Source organism: Pseudalkalibacillus sp. NRS-1564, from assembly GCF_050467905.1.
Classification (GTDB): domain Bacteria; phylum Bacillota; class Bacilli; order Bacillales; family Guptibacillaceae; genus Guptibacillus; species Guptibacillus hwajinpoensis_B.
Window position 1 is genome coordinate 159,410 of record NZ_JBITPM010000008.1, and the last position, 20,525, is coordinate 179,934.

The window sequence follows — 20,525 nt, forward strand, 5'->3', positions numbered from 1 at the left end:
TTAAAAACATTTATTAAGAGATTGAAACAATTTGTTAACAAGATTCATATAGTAATAACGTCTAGAAAGGAGTGAGTGGATTGTCAGTAAAACTGCTTGAGTGGGGCTCCCAATTCCGAAATCACATTTTAGAAGGTAACCTCCATGAACGAGTAAACTCTTCTCTACTTATTCAAACTGAAGAATGGTTAGCGGCGGTTCAGGAAAATGTTGATGTGAATGGGTCAAATGAAGAAGACCTATATAAGATGGCCAATTCGTTATACAAGCAGTGGCGGAACTTACAAGATTCATCCGTTCCTATAGGAGGACATACCTTACCTTCTCTGCCATACAAATACAATGCACTCGAGCCTTACATTAGTGAAAGAATCATGAGGCTGCATCATGACCTTCACCACCAAAGCTATGTAGATGGGTTAAACAAAGCAGAACTTGAATTACAGAAAGCAAGACAACAGGATAACTATGCTCTCATTAAACATTGGGAACGTGAATTAGCTTTCAATGGAGCTGGACATTATCTTCATACTTTATTTTGGAAAATCATGAGCCCAAACGGTGGGAAGCCAGAGGGAGAAATTTTACCTGAGATTCAAAAGAGCTTTGGATCATACAACCAATTCAAGCAACAATTCACAAATGCTGCGGCTAAAGTAGAAGGGTCAGGTTGGGCCATTCTTGTCTGGTCACCTGTATCAAGAAGACTTGAAATTCTTCAAGCTGAAAAACACCAAAACTTAAGCCAGTGGGATGTCATCCCTCTTCTAGCTCTTGATGTTTGGGAACACGCTTATTATTTACAATATGAAAACAACCGAAAAAACTACATCGAAAACTGGTGGAATGTCGTTAATTGGAAGGAAATTAACAAACGATTTCGTAAAGCTCAAAATGTAAAATGGAATTCCTTCTAAAAAAGAAAAAACAATACTATAAGCTAAAATAAAGAAAAAAAGCAAAGGGTTCTCCCTTTGCTTTTAAACCTATTCTCTATATGGTCCATATGGCGGTCGTCCGCCAGGATAACCCGGAGGGCCATATCCTGGTGGGCCATACCCTGGAGCTCCGTATCCCGGCTGTCCATAACCTGGAGGGCAATATCCCGGACCAGGACAGGGATATCCTGGTCGTGGACGAGGATATCCACCATATATACCCGGTATTAATAAAACTCCTAATAATCCTCCTGCAAGACCTCCGGCAAGCCCACCTGCAAAACCTCCAATAAACGGATACGGCCGCTGGTAGTCATACTGTCTCAGTCCATAATAATTCCTTGTGTCAGGATAAGCACTATAAAAATCCCCCTAAATGGGGAGATAATGGTTCATGTGTCTCCTCCCTTTCCTTTTGGCCATCACGATAGTTGCCTACATTATAGGGTATGAGAAGTTTCTCAATCGGGAAGGGACATTAGCGGAGAAATCATAATTCTTACTGCCTATGCTCTAGGCCAGTATACGCTTACCCATACAACAAAAACGCCAGAAGCAAATAGATACAGCTCTGGGGTCTGCGATATATACGCAAAATAGTCAAGAAGACTATGACCAATAATAATCAGATTGAGCTCTAGAATTAACGTAACACCACCTGCAACCGACAGACCAAACCCGATTAGAAAAGTGAAGAATCGAATAATCATTGTTTATAGGCATTTCTTCTCTGATTCATATCGGCCTGTCCCTCCTCCTTCATTTACTAACCATCGTATTTCATACTTGAGGAAATTATGCTGTCCAAGACGTTTTACTTTTGTTTTTTTTGTATACATGCTAAAACAAAAAGGCAACATAATTTTAATGAGAAGGAGGAGTTAGCATGATTGAAAAGGTCGAACAGGCGGTGCAACAAAATTGGGTCCCTTCTTTTAAGTTTGAAAAGAACGAGTCGACCCCATTCACACCATTCACTAAAGACCTTAGCAAAGCGAAAGGCGCTATTATTGCTACTGGTGGTGTATATGTAAAAGGGCAACAACCATTTAATGATAACTTTGGTTTGGGTGATCCTTCTTACAGAGAAATTCCCGTAAATACAGATCTCAATAATGTATCATTTGCTCACGAGCACTATGATCACTCAAAAGTGATACAGGATGCCAACATCCAATTCCCTCTTGATACAATGAAAGAACTTCAAGAAGAAGGAAGAATTGGAGAACTCGCTGAAAATCACTATGGCTTTATGGGATATATCCCTACACCTCACCCACTCAAAACGGTTACAGCACAAGAGGTGGCTCAGAAGTTATTGAAGGAAAACGTAGACTTCGCTTTGTTGGTGCCTTCCTGACCAGTCTGTCAACAGTCGGTCGGTCTGATCGCACGCATATTAGAAGAACACGGAATCCCAACAGTTTCCTTGACAATGTCTAAAGAAATAAGCGAATACGTTAACATTCCACGCTCCCTCTACAACCGTTTTCCAATGGGCAGCGCACTAGGACAACCAAACAACAGAGAACAGCACAAACAAGTTCTCAACAAAGCCCTCGACCTCCTAGTCGAAGCCAATGAAGGCGGAATAGTAGAAGAATCAGGAATTAAGTATAAATAACAAAAAGCGAAAGCCTCCGGTTAGACCCGGCAGGCACTGGAACCTTTTCATTTGAACACGGTCTTTGTGTTCGGATGAAAAGGTGAAGTGACCGAGGGTCTGGAGGCTGCAGCTAGACACGAAAAGCGGAAGCGCCCGTTTAGCCTCGACAAGCGCTGGAGCCCACTAAAAAGAACACGCTCTTTGTGTTCATTTTAGTGGGTGAAGCGATCGAGAGGCTGGGCGCTGCAGCTAGACACGAAAAGCCGAGCGGGCCCGCCTAAATCCGCAGGATGTTGGAGCCCTTTCGAATGAGACGCTTTTTGTCTCAATCGAAAGGGCGAAACAGCCGGAGGATTTGGCCCGCGCAGCTAGACATGAAAAGCGGAAGTGGCCGGTTAGGGTCGAAAAGCGCTGGAGCCCTACAAAAAGAACACGGTCTTTGTGTTGTTTTTGTAGGGTGAAGCGATCGAGACCCTGGCCACTGCAGCTAGACACGAAAAGCGGAATCCTCCGTTTAGACCCGGCAGGCACTGCAGCCTGATCTAAAAAACCGATTTCGCGGAATTAATCCTATTTCCGCGGATATATTTGGATTATCGCGGAATTGTGATCACTTTTCGCGGAATTCAATGAATTATCGCGGAAATAAGTGCCTTTCACTCTAATACTACCGATGTCTAGCAGCTTTTCTGACCCACTTCCACTATTTAAACGAATACCACACAAAAAACCGGCTGATTTCAGCCGGTTTTTTCTCTTATTTCGTTGAAGTAAACTGCTCTTCCTCCGTGGAACCCTTTAAAGCAGTCGTTGACGAAGTTCCTCCTGTAATGACCTGAGACACAGCGTCAAAGTAACCCGTTCCAACTTCACGCTGGTGTCTTGTCGCAGAGTAACCATCTGCCTCACTAGCAAATTCAGCTTGCTGAAGTCTTGAGTAGGCAGCCATTCCGTTATCTTTGTAGTCTCTTGCAAGTTCAAACATACTGTGGTTAAGAGCATGGAAACCAGCAAGCGTAACAAATTGGAACTTATAGCCCATCTTACCTAATTCACGCTGGAATTTAGCGATCGTTTCATCATCGAGTTTCTTTTTCCAGTTAAATGAAGGCGAACAGTTGTAAGCTAGTAATTTTCCAGGAAAACGTTCATGAATAGCATTAGCGAATTTCTGAGCTTCCTCTAAATTAGGTTCAGACGTTTCGCACCAGATAAGGTCAGCGTATGGTGCATAAGCAAGGCCTCTTGCAATCGCCTGATCAAGACCTGGTTTCGTATAGAAAAAGCCTTCAGGAGTGCGTTCCCCTGTTAAAAACTCACCATCGTATTTATCAACATCACTCGTAATTAAATTCGCAGCATTAGCGTCTGTTCGCGCAATAATTAACGTTGGCACTCCCATAACGTCTGCTGCGAGGCGTGCAGAAATTAAATTTTTAACAGCTTGCTGTGTTGGCAGAAGAACTTTACCTCCAAGGTGCCCGCACTTTTTCTCTGATGAGAGTTGATCTTCAAAATGTACTGCTGCTGCACCTGATTCAATCATTGATTTCATAAGTTCGAACACATTCAGCGCGCCACCAAAACCTGCTTCTGCATCAGCAACAATTGGAACGAACCAATCACGTTCATGAATTCCTTCCGAATGTTCAATTTGATCCGCCCTTTGAAGAGCTTGATTAATTCGCTTTACGACTTGTGGAACACTATTTACAGGGTATAAGCTTTGATCTGGATACATCTGCCCCGACATATTTGCATCTGCGGCTACTTGCCATCCGCTTAAGTAAATGGCTTTTAAGCCAGCTTTCACCTGTTGAACAGCCTGGTTACCAGTAAGGGCACCTAGCGCATTGACGAAGTTCTCTTCATTCACAAGTTTCCAGAGTCGTTCAGCACCTCTTTTCGCAAGAGTATACTCGATTTGAACGGATCCTTGTAATTTCAAAACTTCTTCAGGTGAATATGGGCGTTCAATTCCTTTAAAACGATCCTGGTTCCAGTTTTCTTGAAGTGCTGTTTGCTTTGTCATTATTATTTCCCCCTGGATATGTTGGTATTTGGTCATGCTTCTTTCTTAGATCACTTTCGAATGATTCAAGCTATCAAATGCCGAGTACTCATGCCTCATTTTCCAAATCTGATTCGGTTCAGGCATATAGTGATTCCAAATCGCCTTCATCATTGGAATCAGATTAGTATCTGTGATGCACTTCCCATCAAACCCTTCAATTACTTCCCGTGTCCCCCGTTCAAACATTTCCCCATTCACATTTCTCTCATCATCGCGATCTTTATTTTTCATCATCTTTTCTTCCACAATGACATGTGTCTTTCGCTTATGTCCTACGCTAATCACAAACCGCGTTAAATCGTTTATGCTCTCAACACCTTCAGATTCAAAATGAAGACCCGCGCAATGATCACGTAATTCATAAAGTATTTCCTCAGTCTGGTTCATATTGTTTTGATCAATTGTGACAGTGGCCTTGATCGTTCCTTGAAAGAGATTCATTTCCTTTTCTGTGAAAGAAAATATGTTATTCCAATAGCTAGCTTCTCGATAAGAAGAAATTCCTTTCAAACAAACATATGGAGCAGAACCATGCTTCAATAATTCAGTCGTATTATGAAAAACATAAAGTCCAAAATCAATAAGGTTAGCTGGAATTTCTATACCACTATAGTTATCTTCATTCTTTCTACTGTTTACTGCGATCATGAAGGCCGTAGGATATACATTCTCTTTAACTCGTTCTTGCTGAATAAGTCCTTTTAGATTTTGCGCTGCTCGCATACGCTGATCATAAGACATTGCTTCATCCGAAAAGTCTGCAATAAGTAAATTTGTCCCAGCATTAATTGTTGAAGCACCATTTACAATGTCGATAATGGATTGTTTCACGATGACTCTTCGATCTTGTAAATCTTTCCGAACTGGTTTAACTTCCCAATTCGCTTCACGGATTGATTTCGTTTCAGGTAAGAGAATTTTTTGTTCAAAGAAATCTTCTCTGTTTAATTCTGCTTGCATTAATTGCTGTATTGACTGTGAATGACGTTGAAGGTTTTCTAGAAACACCATCGCTTCAAGAGTTAGTAAATGGTTTTTTTGATCGTAAGCGCTTTCTAAAGTTTCATCCAGCACAACATCCCCTCCTATTCAAGTCTGCCGCTACTGTTGCAGCGATGACATCCCACACATCCTTCACCTTCACAGTGGTGACACCCTTCATTTTTTCTTTCTTTTCCATGACAATGCGGACATTCCAATTCACCATTTCCATAGCACGTATAACAATCCATTTTTGCTTCCCTCCATCTGTTATAATACAATTTGTTTTATTTGTTAGTATTATATAACAACTTTTCAAAAAGGTTCAACCTTTTTTTAGAAAATTAAAAAAACCTGTGAATTGCACAAATCACAGGTTTTATATTCTATATTTCTTGTAGTAAGTTATAAAAAATACAAAAAACACGTGCTTTTGCACGTGTTTTAAGCTGTACTCATACAGTTTGTTTTTTTCCACAGTTCTTTCATACCCTGAGCACGTTTAATCCCACTAATTGTCCCTAAATGAAGATTTTCATGATTCATTAAAAACAGAATAAGTTCTCCTACTGTTTCAAGTGTAAGGTAGGAACCAATAGAAAATTCACTTTGAAGGGACTCGCTCAGTTCTCCTTCTAACTCACTTATTCTTTTATTCTGCTCGATTAAGTAATGCTTTATCTCAATAAGTGACGGCGGCTCTTCCGTCCAATCACCAGGTCTTGTACCAGCTTTAAATAATGCGGAATAGTTTATTGGAAGGCTCTTCTCCATCACTGTAAAACGATCTAAAACAAATTCTGCAGTGACAAGTACATGGCCTAAATTCCATCGCACTGTGTTCGTAAAACCCTCAGGAAGAACATCTGCTTGCTCCTCTGTAACAGCATCAAGCGCCTGGAGTGTTCGATATCGCCAAAAAGTAAATTGTTTTAGTAATTGAGCATCTTTCATTCAATCTCCACCTTTCATTATTAATAATCATTCGTGCCACAAAACTAAATTTCCTATGAATCTATCATTATTGAGACAAAATTTTTATATCTTCTTCATTTCCCGCATCTCGTGCATAGTCAATTGCAGTATATCCCTCTTCATCTTGCATAGCGGGATTTGCCCCAGCTGCGAGGAGTAGATTATACATTTCATTCCGATTATAAGGTTCCATATAAGCAGCATAAATAAGAGGCGTCCAGCCATCAATGTCCGCCATGTTTGGATCAGCACCTGCCTTTAATAGACGATTCACTTTAGAAACATAGCCATTTTGAACCGAAATCATTAAGGCACTTGTCCCATATAAATCAACGGCATTTGGATTCATTTCACGATCAAGGAGCGCTTGAAACATCTTATCATTTTCTGAATGCTCAGCTGCATAATGTAAAGCATTCCAGCCATCTGAGTCAGTTGCTTCAAGATCAGCCTTATCTATAAGAGACTGAAAGGCGAGATCATCTTCATTAATTATGGCTTCCATAAGAGGTGTCACGCCAGTAGCCTCGTCATATAACGCAAGCTCATCTTCGAATACTGATGAGATCGAAGGAATAACAACTTCTACTGCCATTACGGCTGTTCCTATTCCACCGATAAAGAGCATAAGCATAATTAGTGAAAGGATTACTAATTTTTTACGAGGAGCAGGAAATGGAGTCTTTTCCCTCAGTTCCATAAACGACTCTACAGCAGCAATTCTTTTCGGTAAAGGGGGATGAGTTGAAAGCCATTCGCTTAACCAAACAAAAAAACTCTTCTCAGATTGAAGCTGTGTTATATAAGCGTCTTTGTTCACACTCTGGTATAGCCGTTTTCCAACGGCAAGAATAATCAAACCATTTGCTGCCCTCTCGCCACTATTTATGTAGTAAGCTCCCATTCGGTCACACGTATATTCACACGCTCTAGAATAAGCAGATCCAAGAAACGGAATCACATTTCCAGGTAAAAGCAGAAGTTGTTTTAAAATGTGATTTCGTTTAATATGGGCGAGTTCATGAGCAATAATAAACGTAACTTCTTCTTCAGCGTTTTCTTCAATTAACTCAAAAATATCAGAATAAAGAATGACCATGTTCCTACCGAGTAACCTTGTTGCAAATGCATTCAGCATGCCTGCCGACTCAATCACATAAACGTCTGGAACGTTCTCGATCTCCATCCATTCACATAAATCACGTACTCTCTGATCGATATGTGAATACTGGTATCCCGTTATTTTAACGCCATTACTACGAATGTTTCCTATAAACAAGCCGTGACTAAAAAAAGATATAAACCATAAAACGCCAATAATCGCCATTCCAATTACTGAGAAAAACAGAACTACATAAGTAAGTATGCTAAAGACAAGGAGAACAATAAATAGAGATGTTTCTGAAGTGGTTGTTAACTGCTTCGAGTCATTCATTCGTACTTCACATATTTCCTTTCACATTGGATTATGTTCAGTATACTGAATTTTCCATTCTCCTGTATATGGTTTTTCAACTCATAATAAAGATAAAACAAAAAAACACTCTTAATGAGTGTTTTTCGGCTAATCTAACATCGTAACAATTCGATTGATCGATGAACGAAGGGAGTCAATATTAACGAATCGCGCTTCTCTAATGCTTTCCTTTCCTTCCACATATAACAAAAGTACGGGGATGGTGAAAACAGAAAAGGCGCCTGCTGCTTCTGGAATTTCATGAACATTTAACTTCTCTCGTATAATTTGTGGAAAATCCTCTAATACTTCCTCAACTTGAGGCAAAAGAGCATGGCATACAGAGCAATTTGTTCCATACAAGTACAAAAAGTACATACGATTCTGTTTAATTCCATTTCTTGCTTCTTCAAGTGTCGTCTGATTCAGTTGATTCACCTTCTTCAATACTCCATAAATTAAGAAATTTGCATTCTTCTATTCTTCCCTTTTACAAACATAAAAATGCCGTAAGCGATAAATCCAATGGCAACTAATCCAAGCAAGATAGCACCATATGGTTGTTGAGCTAATTCTGAAAGCGCTCCATCGAGCCCCTTCGTTTTATCAGGGTTAGCAGTAATCGCTGTCTGAATAAAGAATATGCCCATCATCGTGAAGACAACACCTCGTGCTGCAAGTCCGATTTGTCCAGCACGTTTGCCCCACCATTCTTCTTGATCGTGCATTTCATACTGCTTAAGCTGTTTCATAAAGGATTTCTTGTACCCACGAATAACCTGATAAATACCAAAACCAATTAAGCATAATCCAATAAATCCAATTATCCATTGACCAAACGGCTGTCCTAATAATTTAGCAGACATTGATTGTTTACTGCCAGAAGATGAACTTCCCGCTCTTGTAATAATAGAAACCGCATTATAAGCAAGAAATAAATGAATAATACCAGCGCCAACAAATCCAATTCGAATTAATATGCCTTTTGTATCGTTACCATAATGATCTGGATCCTTAATTCCCTGGATACCTTTCCATACGGAATAACCGATTAACCCAACTATGAGAACCCATAGAAGTGCTTCACCAAATGGCTTTCCTGCAATAGTAGCGAAAGCACCTTTTGAATCAGTCGTTTTACCTCCTGGCCCAAATGCTGCCTGGAGAGCTAAGATCCCAATGATTAAGTAAACAACTCCTTTGGCTGCATACCCCATTCTTGCTAATCCTCTTATCCATGGTTTCACATCATTTGATGCTTGTTTTGCTTTGTGTTTCGCCGCAGTACCAGTGTCCATTGTTAATCTCCTTCCATTCTTTCATATCATTTATCCATTCTTTCTATTCCCACTAATGCTTACTTTCAACCTAAAAGATTACGATTCTGCTTATCCATTTATAGGAAAGTTGAATTTCGTACACTTCGTGAATCCGTTAAATCCTTACTTTACGTTTGAGGAAGCATTCCCTCGAATGTATCATTATTCTAGAAATCAAGATGATGACAGAAAAAATTCACTCAATTAAAAAAAGCCCTGTAAGCGAATCCAGCATTCGCTTACAGGGCTACTAATTGAGGAGATAGTCTTGTGGACACAAGCTATCGCATTTCTTTACTATACTACAGATCACATAATTTTCATATAGTTTTGAATCATTTCTTTTGCGATTCATCGCGTTAAATGATTAAGGCTGATCTGCGATAATTCCTTTCCTTGCTATGACTTTAGATAATAAACCGTGTCTCGGTGAAAGGATAAATGTGATCGCAAATATCATTCCAGCAATCGATGCCATAGAACCTGAGATCGAAATATTCCAAGCGACCGCGGAATAATAACCACCGATCGCTGCAACTACGCCAACACCTGCACTGATGATTAACATAACAAGTAATTTATCTGTTAATAAATATGCTGTAGCTCCCGGTACAATAAGCATGGCTACGACGAGAATAGCCCCAACACTATCAAAAGAAGCAACCGTCGTGATTGAAACCATCGACATAAGTAGGTAATGGATGAACATCACTGGAATACCAATAGCCGTAGCCATTGCAGGATCAAACGAGCTAATCTTAATCTCTTTATAAAACGTGAGGATCAAAATAAGATTAATCACCAGAACACTTCCAAGCATCCAGACCGCAGAAGGTCCAAGGTCCACTCCACCTATTGTTAACGTATTCCACGGAATAAAGGTAATCTCTCCCATAAGGGCGTGGTTAACATCAAGGTGTACTTTACTAGCAAAAGCTGACAGCAGAATAACTCCGAATGCGAATAGGGAAGTAAACACTACACCGATAGCGGCATCAGATTGCACACCGCTTGAATGAAGGACCTGCACTAAAAAAGCAGTCAATAGACCTATGATCCCTGCACCAACCAGCATATAGATTCCTTCTAGTGAATGACTTACGAGGTATGCCAATACAATACCTAGCAAAACGGTATGACTAATCGCATCAGCAAGCATCGCCATTTTACGTAATATTAAAAAACACCCGATGATCCCACACGATACTCCCACTAAAGAACCTGTAAGCATAATCCATGCTCCATAACTCATGAGGAATTCACCTCCTTCTTACGCTTTTTTGTGCTTTGAGAAGGTGCTTTGACATGATACTTTTCTCCTCTAGCAAAATGAGCCGGGTTTAACTTAAGCGCCCGTTCATGAACATCCATTAATCGAGTAAGATCTTCTACGGCTGTTGGAGGAATCTCTTTATAATGCCACTCATCGTTTGTTTTTGATTGAAGATGAGCAAATTTCATTTCATACATTGTGTAGATTTCGAATAGTCGATTGTTCTTTGTAATTTCATGCGCCTTATAAGCACCTAACTCAGTAAGGCGCCATTTGCCGATCACTGGCTGGAAGACGTATCCTTCTTTTTGAAGCTGATGTAGAATCGACTCTAGTTTGCGACGTGGCATTTTTCTTCTTTCTTCAAGCTGAGCTATAGTGAACGCAAAATTCGTAGTGGATAAGCTAACTTCTTCAGAAAGATCATACATCGTTTGAAAAACGGTATCCTTAGCAACACTTTTACGAATACGATACAATTTTAAACCTTTCGATAAAAGCCCTCTGTTTGGAGCAAAAACGAGAGAAATTAAGAAAATAACCGTTGCTGCAATGACAATGACGGGGCCTGTCGGAAGTCGGTTTGCCATAGAACTTAATATCGTGCCAAGAATTCCTGATAAAGCACCAATTGTTCCCGCTACTATAACCATCCGATCAAGTCGATCGGTCCAATACCTTGCAGATATTGCAGGAGTAATGAGCATAGCGGCCATTAGAATAACTCCCACTGCTTGTAAACCTATCACAACTGCACTGACGATTAGTGTCATCAATAAGGCATTAAGAAACCCTGTAGGTAATCCAATTCCTTTTGCGAATTGGCGGTCGAAGGTAAATAGCTTCAATTCTTTAAAAAGTAGCCAGGTGATCACGAGAAGCACGATTGCAATTCCCGAAATAACTCGAACATCATTTCCTACAAGCGATGCTGCCTGACCGAATATAAAGTCATCAAGACCACTCTGGTTACCATTTTCAGATTGAGCGATTTTAGTTAATAAGACAATTCCAAACCCAAAAAACACTGAGAGTACTAATCCAATCGCGGTGTCTTCTTTAATACGTGAATGGTTAATAATAGCTTGAATAAAGTAGGTTGCAAGTAAGCCAGATATCGCAGCACCTACTAAAAACCAGCCAATCGATTTTGTTCCATAAAGTAGAAATGCAATGCAAATCCCAGGAAGTGCTGCATGCGCCATAGCATCACCGATTAAGCTTTGTTTCCTAAGAAGGGCAAAACTACCGAGGACACCACTTGCTACTCCAAGAAGAATTGTACCAAATAGCACCCACTGTGTATTTGCATCCTGTAGCGTTAGGAGGAGCTCATTTAACATTATTCTCCCTCCTTAAGGTTGAACTACAAATGGTGTGCTGACCTCAGAATCAAGAAATGATAGTCTTCCACCATATGTTTTTTGTAAGTTTTCAATTGTAAATACTTCATCTGTAGGACCGAGCGCAATTTTTCTTTTATTTAACAAAAGGGTCCAATCAAAATACTCCTTCACTGTCTGCAAATCATGGTGAACAACAAGGACGGTCTTCCCTTGTGCCTTCAGCTCATTTAAAAGTGAGATAATCGCTTTTTCAGTAGCAGCATCAACGCCAACAAATGGTTCATCCATGAAATAAACTGTTGCATCCTGTGCTAAGGCTCTTGCAAGAAACACTCTCTGTTGTTGACCACCTGATAGTTGACTGATCTGCCTATTTGCATATTCTTTCATGCCCACTTTATCAAGCGCCTGCATAGCAATAGCAGTATCCTTCTTACCAGGCCGCTTAAACCAGCCGATGTGCCCGTATCTTCCCATCAGTACGACATCAAGAGCATTCGTAGGAAAATCCCAATCCACTGATCCTCGCTGTGGTACATAACCAACTAGTTTTCGCTGAGTACGATATGATTTTCCGTAAATTTCTACAGATCCCGAGGCTGTTGGAATTAACCCTAAAATAGCTTTGATTAACGTTGATTTACCAGCACCATTTGGACCAACAACGCCTATTAACTTTCCTTCTGGCATTTCAACCGTTACTTCCTGAAGTACAGGCTTACGGTCATAGGCTACCGTTAAATTTGATACATTAATTGGATTCATATCCCTACCTCCTTCTTATCCTATTTCAACGCTTCCACAATCGTATCAATGTTATGTTGATACATACCTATATACGTCCCCTCAGGTGAACCCTTCTCACCCATCGCATCTGAGAACAATTCGCCACCTATTTCAACCTCATGACCTTTTTTTCTTGCTCCTTCAACGACTGCATTAATCGAACGTTCTGAGATACTGCTTTCAATAAATACAGCCTTAATATTTTGATCTGCTAATACATTCACAAGATTTTGAACATCCCTAAGCCCATATTCTGAATCTGTACTTAATCCTTGCAGCCCCTTCACTTCCATGCCATATGCCTGACCGAAGTATTGAAATGCATCGTGGGCCGTAACAAGAACACGACTCTCTTCTGGGATTTCATTCAATTTTGATTGTGCTTCTTCTTGTAGCTTAGTTAGCTCTTCTAAATATTCCTCTGCATTTTTCTCATAATCTTCCTTGTGTTCGGGATCATATTCAATTAATCCTTCGCGAACTTCTAGCACAGCATATTTCCATAAATCAATATCAAACCACACATGAGGATCAACGGCTTTTGAACTTCCCTGAGTGATTAATAGCTTCTCTTCAGGAATAGCTTCTGCAACAGGATAGGTTGGTTTTTCTCCCTTCATTTTCGCAAATATCTCGCCCATTTTTCCTTCTAGATGAAGACCATTGTAGAAAATGATATCTGCATTCGATAGCTTATTAATATCTCCTTGTGAGGCCTTATATAAGTGAGGATCAATACCTGGACCCATTAAGGAATCGACTTGCACATGGTCCTTACCAATGTTTTCTACAATGTCTCCAATTTGCCCGATTGTTGTCGTCACGTTAATTTTTCCTTCACCGTCTTTGGTTGTCTCAGTACTACTGCACCCCGACATCACGATCAAAAATAATCCTGCACCGAAAACAAATCCTAACCACTTTTTCACATTTACCAACCTCTCTTTTTCTAGTTATACCGGAACCATTTCCCTTTACCTAACGTATGGGCGTTGTTTCTGTAAGGTGCTTATCCATTTCAATTTAACGAAAAACATTTGCTTAACGTCTTTGTTTTTTACCAGATAAACATTTCTTTCCCTAAGGCAAATTGTAAACAAAAATTTTTAAACTTCTCATATCAGCTAGTCAATATTCCTCTAACCACAAATGTTTCCTTAGCACAAAACTATCGCATGAATGCAGTTTTGTCAACTTAAGTTTATGCAGTTTTTCCTTGATATAGAATATTTTCATCATAATAGTGATATATCTCACAGTAATGACAAATGAGACGCTATACAATAAAGCTAAGAAATAAAGTTTCTATTGGGAGGGTATTAGAATGAGCACAAAGCATTCAAACATACTTGTTGCTGTTGACGGTTCTGATTCAGCCGAGATTGCTTTTTCCAAAGCTGTAGAACTTTCGATTCAAGACCAGGCTTCCCTACTGATTGCTCATGTCATTGATACGAGAAATTTCTCAACTTTTGAACTTTACGATATCGCAACGGAACGAGCAGAAGACTTTGGAAAGCGTCTATTAAAGGAGTACGAAGAAAAAGCACGAATGGCAGGAATTTCGAATGTTGATACAGTTATTGAATATGGATCCCCGAAAGCAAAAATTGCAAGAAAGATCGCTCCACAAAATAAGATAGATTTAATTGTTTGCGGAGCAACAGGGATGAATCGCGTAGAAAGATTGCTTATGGGCAGCGTTTCTGAACATATTACTCGTCACGCCACATGTGATGTATTTGTTGTAAGAGGCAGCAAAGTACTTTCTGAGGAGGTTGAGAAAGATGAACACAGCAGACAAAATACGTAAGCACCGTTTGGAAGCCAATTTATCCATTTCTGAGTTAGCGGTGAAAGTACGGATTGGGGCGGGGCTTATGCAGAAAATAGAAGAAAATCGTTATCAGCCAGACGTTCAAACACTCCTAAGAATATCAACAGCATTAGATATTCCAGCCTCTGAATTTCTTGAAAAGGAAACAATTGAGCAGTTAGAAAAAGCCGATACATGAAAGGATAGCTATTTATTAAAAAACGAGAAAAAACGCTAGCAAGTTGCTAGCGTTTTTCATTTGTACTAACTCTATTTCTTCAAACATTCACCAGCTTATTTTCATAAACTGGTAGGATCACTTCGACGGTAGTTCCTTCTCCTTCAACACTTGTTAAGCGCATTCTCCCGTTATGGTTATCAATAATGCTAAAACTAACCATTAGTCCCAGTCCAGTCCCATTCTCCTTCAACGTATAAAATGGTTCGCCGATCCTTGGCAATTGGTGCTCTGGGATACCTACACCCTGATCTACAAACGTTATAACCGCTTCTTTTTTCTCATTTTCTTTTACTTTTACAAAGATAGTGCCACCATCAGGCATCGCTTCAATAGCGTTTTTCACAACATTGACAAACACTTGCTTTAGCTGATTTTCTTCACCTAAAATAGGAAAGTGATCACACTCATACTGTGTTCGAATAACAATGTTTTTCAGGATTGCCTGGGATTTAAGAAGGGCGACTACGTGCTGAAGCAACGAAATAAGATCACTTTCTCCAAACTCTTTCTCTTGAGGTTTTGCAAGGAGCATAAATTCACTCACTATGAAATTAATGCGATCAATTTCCGATAACATGATTTGAAGAAACTCTTTTGATTTATCGTCTTCAGAAGAGCTATAGACTAATGTTGCAAAGCCTTTTAAAGAAGTAAGTGGATTTCTTATTTCATGTGCAACTCCCGCAGCGAGCTCTCCTACCGCTGTTAATTTCTCTGAGCGTCTTAGCAGTGCTTCCGTTTCTTTAAATTCTGTAATATCCTCCACTATGACAATAACACCCTGTACTTTTCCATGAACCATATGAGGAATGGAAATTAACTTCACATGAACCGAGTGACCTTCTCGATGAACAATGGCAGATTCACACTTTTGCGGAATACCTTCTTTCGTTCTTTCAAAACAATTTAACGTCTGCTTTAAGTAACGCTGATCCACGAATTGAAAACTCGTTTTATTACTTGTGCTATTCGATGAGTAGCCACTCATTTTTTTCTAAAGCGGGGTTCATATTTAGTATTTGACCACTGATATCTAGTACCATGATACCATCGGGACTATTTTCGACGAGTGAGAGGTATTTCCGCTCGCTCTCTTGAAGTTGTGTGGCCTGTTCTTCTAACTTTTGACCTCGAATCACACTAATTAAGGTTAAAACAGAAATAATGAATATGCCAATCAAAACAAGATACTGCAACACCGTATTTTCACTGTAGCTTTCTATTTTAAAATTTGAATTTGAAGCCGAGGAAATCATCGTAAAATAATGAACGGCGAGAGTACCTAGACCAAATACAATTGCCCCTGATAATTTCCCCCAGGAGTTCCGTTTTTCATTTGATACACCATAAACTAACCAAAAACTACAAACTGTCGAAATGAAGGCGATCAAACCTGGAATGACAATTTTCCACCAATCCGTCAAATGATAAATCTCTCCTAATAAATAGACAGATGTTAGCAATTGCAAAAAGACCAAAACAATGGTGAGAGAGAAACTTGCCACTACCAACTGTTTCAATTGTCTTTTTGATGAAATGATGTTGAATGACAGGAGTGATCCAACAATAGGAATAACTAAAGTAATGATAACAAACCATGGATTGTAAAAGGTTGAGTCGGCTGTTGAAATCCCTAACAGTACAAGATACTGTAGAATCCAAATCCCTGCCCCCATTGCTAATGCACTGCCAAATATCCATAGCTGTCGATATGAATGCGTCATATTGTAAGCCTTCTCATGAAAATCAAAAGCTGTATAAGTATAGCTAACTACCATTAAAATCGAAATCAAAATAAGAAAAAAAATGAAATTCATAGATGAGGTCTTCCATGATACGCTCCACTCCGTTTTCCATAACAAAATCAGTTCAAGTGCAAGTAATTCCTTTCACTATTAGTAGTCATTAGACATTCATCTTCAAATTCCTTCCACATTTTCTTAGATGATACAATTTTCCCATCTCATTTCCCTATCATTTAATCTGCTCAAGAAAGTTTCCAAATAAAAACAGCCTGCATGAAAGGGCAGGCTGTTACAAACATATCTTATGGCTAATTCATTTCAAAAAAGGGTATGGGGGAAAGGAAGGAGGATCTTACATGCCGCAAATATTATTTAAAGTACAGGAAGTTAAGCGACTACAAGACCATCACATACCCAACACGCTTGAAGCGAACGTCGAAGTGGAATTTATCAATCGAGAAAGTGGTGAACTGTTAAAGACAGGGCTTATTCCCGTTCGTTTCAATGAACACGGATCTTTCCCATCCATCTCTCATATCCAAATTTTCGAAGAAGAAAAGAAATTACAAACCAAACTCTTATTCGACATTCGACGATACGTACGAAAACTTCGCCCGTATCTTCAGCCAGACGATGAATAACTAGGCTTCAAATAAATAACGATAAATATTACAGGCAACTTGGATATTCATAAGGTCTGAAGGGTCATTAAAATTAATCGTTAGTATTTCTTGTATGCGTTGAATTCGATAGTTCATTGTATTGACATGAACATGGAGCTGTTCAGAAGCGTTTTTTAAATCTTGTCCGGTCGATAAGTAAACAAATAAAGTTTGAAAGAGCTCTCCTTTGCGACGTTTTTCATAAGCTAGCAACGGAGAGAGATACTCAAGCGCATAGCTTGCTAGATCTTCTTCTTTATTGTTTAACAGGAGTCGAAGCGCCCCGATTTCTCCATACCAAGATGAATAACCCGCGAACGTAAATCGCTTTAGAAATTTAATCGTCTTCTTCGCTTCTTGAAAAGATTGATCAATGGCACGGATTCCTCTAACTGGTTTTCCAATTCCGATTCTGCAAATTTTTTCAGTTGTAACAGACGAGATTAACTCATTAAATTCTTGGATGAACTGATTAACAGTGAGAATTGATGATTCGATGCCTTTCTCATCATCTTGATGGAACAGCAAGACAATTTGACGGCCCCACTCTGTAACACGCACAGTTTTTTGATGATTTTTCTCTAGTAAATGTTTAATAGATGCATGAATACATCTTCTAAACCATTCCTCACGTCCTTGTTCAAACTCCTGAGGTACATCGATTAAAGCGATTGTGAAATAACCATTTAATCCTGTCTTCAAACGTCCTGCAAGGTAACTTAAATCCGCTTCATCCTCTTGTGGCGATAGTAGATGGATGAGTAATTCTCCAGTTAAACGCTGTTGTTCTTTATGCTCCGATTCCTTTTTCATTAGCTGAAGACCCGCAACTGTACATGCGTGAAAAACGGCTGACTGCTCAAACCTTGTAAGTGGAAGCTTTTCAGAAAGAATAGCGAGATAACCGAGTGGAAATGACAATCGGCCAAGAGGAAAAAGTAAAGAATCTTCATCTGTTTGCACAACTTCTAACTCATTTGTCTCATTTTGAATGGTACTCAAATGATTAAGAATAATGCTTTGTAAGCTTTTTTCTGCCTTCCAATCAATCTGACTAGAAGCCTTCACCTCTCCAAATGGATCATAGATGGCTACGCTCTTTCCAATAGACTTTGTGAGATACGTGCAAATTTCTTGAAACGAGTCTTCATTCATCCCTATGTCAGATAGTGCCTGGTGTGTATCTACCGATATCGATAGACTCTCGTTTTGGTGAATCACTGTTTGATTAAATTGCTTTAACTTCTGTAAAGAAGCTTCTTTGTTTTGATACAAATTCGCGTTCATTAGTGCAATAGCCGCCTGTGAAGAAATAGCTTCCACAAGTCGGATGTCATCTTCTGTAAATCCTTTACCCCCATTAAACCGGTCGAGCACTATGACCCCTGTACAAGTACCTTCTTTTTTAACCGGGATACAAATCGTACTCAGCGGTAGCTCATGTGCAGATTGGTAATATAGGCTAGCATTTTGATGAGACATCGTTCCCATAGCTTTTTCGACTTCATCACTTGTTTTGAAGTGCAAAGTGGTTTCTTTCTCAAATGCAAGACCTGTCATCGACTCACCTGAACGGAGCATAACTTCATTGACCGTCTTCTTTCGAAACCCTGTCGACCCAGCCACTTTCAAACCTTTTTGTTCTTTATCATATAGAAAAAGCACACCACCATCAGCTGCATCAATGGCTGAGACGGCTTCTTCTATAACAGACTGAATGACAGAATAGAAATCTAGTGATGAGTTAAAGATTGTTGAAACTTGCATAAGTAAATGCAACTGCCTTTTGCTAAGTTCTGCCTCATTCTCAAGTAAACCCCTCGCCATCCATTTCACTCCTTTTATTTTAAGTGTTAACCTCTTCCGTCTCATAACGATGTTGCTCAAGATAAGCTAACGTTGCTTCCCCAAGCGTTTTGGCAGCAATCAACATAGCGTTCTCATCGATATCGAACATTGGATGATGATGAGGATACGTCGATTTACTCTCAGCATTACCTGCCCCGGTTAAGAAGAATGTTCCGGGAACCTCTTCTAGATAATAAGCGACATCTTCTCCGATCATTAAAGCTTCTGTTTCTACAACATTTTTCACCTCAGCTACTCTTTCTGCAGCTTCCTTCAACATCATCGTTTCTTTTTCATGGTTAACTACAGGAGGATACCCTCTGTCATAACTAAATGTATAGTCTGCCCCGCTACTCTCACACGTGCCTTTAATCATTTGTTCCATATACCCGATGATCTTCTCGCGAACATCTCGATCAAAGGTTCTAACCGTCCCTTTCAATGTTGCCGTTTCTGAAATAACATTGAAAGCGGAACCTGCGTGAAATGAACCGATAGAGATGACTGCTGTACTTGAAGGATTGATAAACCGGCTGACAATTTGTTGGAGATTACCAACCAACTGACTGGCGATCACAATTGAATCAAGCGCCTCATGTGGGATACCCCCATGGCCACCTCTCCCTTTGATCACAATTTCAAAAGAGTCAGCAGCAGCCATAATGCGTCCTGGTTTATACGCAATTGTTCCAGTTGGGAATCCAGACCAAAGGTGTGTTCCAAAAAGAACATCCACTCCCTCTAGGCACCCGTCTTCAATCATTGGCTTTGCTCCACCAGGTGTAATCTCTTCAGCGAATTGATGAATAAAGACGACACGACCTGCTAATTGATCTTTTTGCTCATGTAGTGCTTTTGCTAAGTGGAGAAGCGTTGATGTATGACCATCATGACCGCACGCATGCATTACACCTGGAACAGTGGATTTGTAGGGTACTTCTTTTTCATCATTGATTGGAAGGGCATCAAAATCAGCACGTAAGCCCACTGTCTTTCCTGGCATTGCACCTTCTAAAGAAGCCACTACTCCTCTGCCACCGACATTTATTTTAACGTCCATGCCAAGTTCCTCGTAGAAATCTGCAATTAGTTTAGGTGTTCGAACTTCATGGAATGACAATTCAGGATTCTGATGAAGATCTCTTCTTAGGTCAATCATTTGTGGTACTAAATCTTCTAATCTCTCAAAAAGCGCTTTTCTCATGTTTCATTCCCCTCTCCTCTATCTAAAACAAAATAAACTTCACTCTCTTATTACGTTACGAGTATTTTAACAAAAATTCTGAACTTTATAAGTAGAAATCAGAAATCTATTGTGAAATATAAAGGATTCTTCAATGTAAGCGCTGTATTCTCATTAAATCACCAAAAATACCAGTGCGGAATAATGTCATTCCATGAATATCGTTAGTTGCAATAGAGCCATTCCTTTTTTAAAATGAATAGTATTAGAAGGGAG

At 39.6% G+C, this 20,525-nt stretch carries 21 protein-coding genes; 5 read left to right on the plus strand and 16 right to left on the minus strand.

Translation table 11 applies throughout. The features are described 5' to 3' along the window. Positions 1-125: 125 nt before the first annotated feature. Positions 126-917 (plus strand): superoxide dismutase, encoded by a 792-nt coding sequence (locus ACIFPW_RS04085; protein ID WP_430242417.1) that lies wholly within the window; start codon positions 126-128, stop codon positions 915-917. Positions 918-1,444: 527 nt separating this feature from the next. Here the strand turns inward: ACIFPW_RS04085 and ACIFPW_RS04090 are convergent. Further along, positions 1,445-1,648, minus strand: coding sequence for a hypothetical protein (locus tag ACIFPW_RS04090; RefSeq protein WP_430242204.1), 204 nt, complete (start codon positions 1,646-1,648; stop codon positions 1,445-1,447). 176 nt (positions 1,649-1,824) lie between these two features. Between ACIFPW_RS04090 and ACIFPW_RS04095 the strand changes: the two genes are divergently transcribed. Next, on the plus strand, positions 1,825-2,298 hold the full coding sequence (locus ACIFPW_RS04095; protein ID WP_194221092.1) for a glycine/sarcosine/betaine reductase selenoprotein B family protein: 474 nt from the start codon (positions 1,825-1,827) through the stop codon (positions 2,296-2,298). 1,003 nt (positions 2,299-3,301) lie between these two features. On the opposite strand, the gene aceA is transcribed toward ACIFPW_RS04095, so the two are convergent. The 11 genes from aceA to ACIFPW_RS04150 form a co-directional block, all read right to left on the minus strand. Then, entirely contained in the window at positions 3,302-4,576 is a 1,275-nt protein-coding gene (gene aceA, locus ACIFPW_RS04100) for an isocitrate lyase (protein WP_430242207.1), read from the minus strand. 45 nt (positions 4,577-4,621) lie between these two features. Continuing rightward, the gene (locus tag ACIFPW_RS04105; protein ID WP_430242209.1) at positions 4,622-5,692 is read right to left on the minus strand and encodes a hypothetical protein; all 1,071 of its coding nucleotides are present in this window, start codon (positions 5,690-5,692) and stop codon (positions 4,622-4,624) included. Continuing rightward, positions 5,682-5,918: a hypothetical protein gene (locus tag ACIFPW_RS04110; protein WP_430242210.1), complete on the minus strand. Its 237-nt coding sequence runs from the start codon at positions 5,916-5,918 to the stop codon at positions 5,682-5,684. The genes ACIFPW_RS04105 and ACIFPW_RS04110 overlap by 11 nt, the downstream gene beginning before the upstream one ends. Positions 5,919-6,043: 125 nt before the next feature. After that, on the minus strand, positions 6,044-6,553 hold the full coding sequence (locus tag ACIFPW_RS04115; protein ID WP_430242212.1) for a DinB family protein: 510 nt from the start codon (positions 6,551-6,553) through the stop codon (positions 6,044-6,046). Positions 6,554-6,620: 67 nt separating this feature from the next. Further along, positions 6,621-8,009, minus strand: coding sequence for a M48 family metallopeptidase (locus ACIFPW_RS04120; protein WP_430242214.1), 1,389 nt, complete (start codon positions 8,007-8,009; stop codon positions 6,621-6,623). 129 nt (positions 8,010-8,138) lie between these two features. Next, complete coding sequence (locus ACIFPW_RS04125; RefSeq protein WP_430242216.1) at positions 8,139-8,468, minus strand: thioredoxin family protein; 330 nt, start codon at positions 8,466-8,468, stop codon at positions 8,139-8,141. A gap of 20 nt (positions 8,469-8,488) precedes the next feature. Next, on the minus strand, positions 8,489-9,328 hold the full coding sequence (locus tag ACIFPW_RS04130; protein WP_430242218.1) for a DUF1206 domain-containing protein: 840 nt from the start codon (positions 9,326-9,328) through the stop codon (positions 8,489-8,491). Positions 9,329-9,716: 388 nt separating this feature from the next. Continuing rightward, positions 9,717-10,601 (minus strand): metal ABC transporter permease, encoded by an 885-nt coding sequence (locus ACIFPW_RS04135; protein WP_430242220.1) that lies wholly within the window; start codon positions 10,599-10,601, stop codon positions 9,717-9,719. Beyond that, the gene (locus ACIFPW_RS04140) at positions 10,598-11,965 is read right to left on the minus strand and encodes a metal ABC transporter permease (RefSeq protein WP_430242222.1); all 1,368 of its coding nucleotides are present in this window, start codon (positions 11,963-11,965) and stop codon (positions 10,598-10,600) included. Before ACIFPW_RS04140 ends, ACIFPW_RS04135 begins: the two co-directional genes overlap by 4 nt. Before the next feature lie 12 nt (positions 11,966-11,977). Next, positions 11,978-12,733, minus strand: a complete 756-nt coding sequence (locus ACIFPW_RS04145) for a metal ABC transporter ATP-binding protein (RefSeq protein WP_430242224.1) — start codon at positions 12,731-12,733, stop codon at positions 11,978-11,980. Between the two features lie 20 nt (positions 12,734-12,753). Further along, positions 12,754-13,683: a metal ABC transporter solute-binding protein, Zn/Mn family gene (locus tag ACIFPW_RS04150; protein WP_430242227.1), complete on the minus strand. Its 930-nt coding sequence runs from the start codon at positions 13,681-13,683 to the stop codon at positions 12,754-12,756. A gap of 395 nt (positions 13,684-14,078) precedes the next feature. Here ACIFPW_RS04150 and ACIFPW_RS04155 point away from each other — a divergent pair, with 395 nt between their 5' ends. Beyond that, positions 14,079-14,567: a universal stress protein gene (locus ACIFPW_RS04155; RefSeq protein WP_430242229.1), complete on the plus strand. Its 489-nt coding sequence runs from the start codon at positions 14,079-14,081 to the stop codon at positions 14,565-14,567. Beyond that, the gene (locus tag ACIFPW_RS04160) at positions 14,542-14,769 is read left to right on the plus strand and encodes a helix-turn-helix domain-containing protein (protein ID WP_430242231.1); all 228 of its coding nucleotides are present in this window, start codon (positions 14,542-14,544) and stop codon (positions 14,767-14,769) included. Before ACIFPW_RS04155 ends, ACIFPW_RS04160 begins: the two co-directional genes overlap by 26 nt. 79 nt (positions 14,770-14,848) lie before the next feature. On the opposite strand, the gene ACIFPW_RS04165 is transcribed toward ACIFPW_RS04160, so the two are convergent. Then, complete coding sequence (locus ACIFPW_RS04165; protein WP_430242233.1) at positions 14,849-15,748, minus strand: ATP-binding protein; 900 nt, start codon at positions 15,746-15,748, stop codon at positions 14,849-14,851. Positions 15,749-15,776: 28 nt separating this feature from the next. After that, positions 15,777-16,628, minus strand: coding sequence for an MHYT domain-containing protein (locus ACIFPW_RS04170; RefSeq protein WP_430242235.1), 852 nt, complete (start codon positions 16,626-16,628; stop codon positions 15,777-15,779). Between the two features lie 284 nt (positions 16,629-16,912). Between ACIFPW_RS04170 and ACIFPW_RS04175 the strand changes: the two genes are divergently transcribed. After that, positions 16,913-17,197: a hypothetical protein gene (locus tag ACIFPW_RS04175; protein WP_430242237.1), complete on the plus strand. Its 285-nt coding sequence runs from the start codon at positions 16,913-16,915 to the stop codon at positions 17,195-17,197. Here ACIFPW_RS04175 and ACIFPW_RS04180 read toward each other — a convergent pair whose 3' ends face one another. Next, positions 17,198-19,045, minus strand: coding sequence for a helix-turn-helix domain-containing protein (locus ACIFPW_RS04180; RefSeq protein WP_430242239.1), 1,848 nt, complete (start codon positions 19,043-19,045; stop codon positions 17,198-17,200). It lies immediately after the preceding gene. A gap of 19 nt (positions 19,046-19,064) precedes the next feature. Continuing rightward, positions 19,065-20,270, minus strand: coding sequence for a M20 family metallopeptidase (locus ACIFPW_RS04185; RefSeq protein WP_430242240.1), 1,206 nt, complete (start codon positions 20,268-20,270; stop codon positions 19,065-19,067). Positions 20,271-20,525 lie beyond the last annotated feature (255 nt).

Excerpts from the sequence above, each read along its gene's own strand:
- ACIFPW_RS04090 (WP_430242204.1), bottom strand. The coding sequence starts at position 1,648 with ATGATTATTCGATTCTTCACTTTTCTAATCGGGTTTGGTCTGTCGGTT.
- ACIFPW_RS04095 (WP_194221092.1), top strand. The coding sequence starts at position 1,825 with ATGATTGAAAAGGTCGAACAGGCGGTGCAACAAAATTGGGTCCCTTCT.
- aceA (WP_430242207.1), bottom strand. The coding sequence starts at position 4,576 with ATGACAAAGCAAACAGCACTTCAAGAAAACTGGAACCAGGATCGTTTT.
- ACIFPW_RS04115 (WP_430242212.1), bottom strand. The coding sequence starts at position 6,553 with ATGAAAGATGCTCAATTACTAAAACAATTTACTTTTTGGCGATATCGA.
- ACIFPW_RS04120 (WP_430242214.1), bottom strand. The coding sequence starts at position 8,009 with ATGAATGACTCGAAGCAGTTAACAACCACTTCAGAAACATCTCTATTT.
- ACIFPW_RS04130 (WP_430242218.1), bottom strand. The coding sequence starts at position 9,328 with ATGGACACTGGTACTGCGGCGAAACACAAAGCAAAACAAGCATCAAAT.
- ACIFPW_RS04135 (WP_430242220.1), bottom strand. The coding sequence starts at position 10,601 with ATGAGTTATGGAGCATGGATTATGCTTACAGGTTCTTTAGTGGGAGTA.
- ACIFPW_RS04140 (WP_430242222.1), bottom strand. The coding sequence starts at position 11,965 with ATGTTAAATGAGCTCCTCCTAACGCTACAGGATGCAAATACACAGTGG.
- ACIFPW_RS04145 (WP_430242224.1), bottom strand. The coding sequence starts at position 12,733 with ATGAATCCAATTAATGTATCAAATTTAACGGTAGCCTATGACCGTAAG.
- ACIFPW_RS04155 (WP_430242229.1), top strand. The coding sequence starts at position 14,079 with ATGAGCACAAAGCATTCAAACATACTTGTTGCTGTTGACGGTTCTGAT.
- ACIFPW_RS04160 (WP_430242231.1), top strand. The coding sequence starts at position 14,542 with ATGAACACAGCAGACAAAATACGTAAGCACCGTTTGGAAGCCAATTTA.
- ACIFPW_RS04170 (WP_430242235.1), bottom strand. The coding sequence starts at position 16,628 with ATGAATTTCATTTTTTTTCTTATTTTGATTTCGATTTTAATGGTAGTT.
- ACIFPW_RS04175 (WP_430242237.1), top strand. The coding sequence starts at position 16,913 with ATGCCGCAAATATTATTTAAAGTACAGGAAGTTAAGCGACTACAAGAC.
- ACIFPW_RS04180 (WP_430242239.1), bottom strand. The coding sequence starts at position 19,045 with ATGGCGAGGGGTTTACTTGAGAATGAGGCAGAACTTAGCAAAAGGCAG.
- ACIFPW_RS04185 (WP_430242240.1), bottom strand. The coding sequence starts at position 20,270 with ATGAGAAAAGCGCTTTTTGAGAGATTAGAAGATTTAGTACCACAAATG.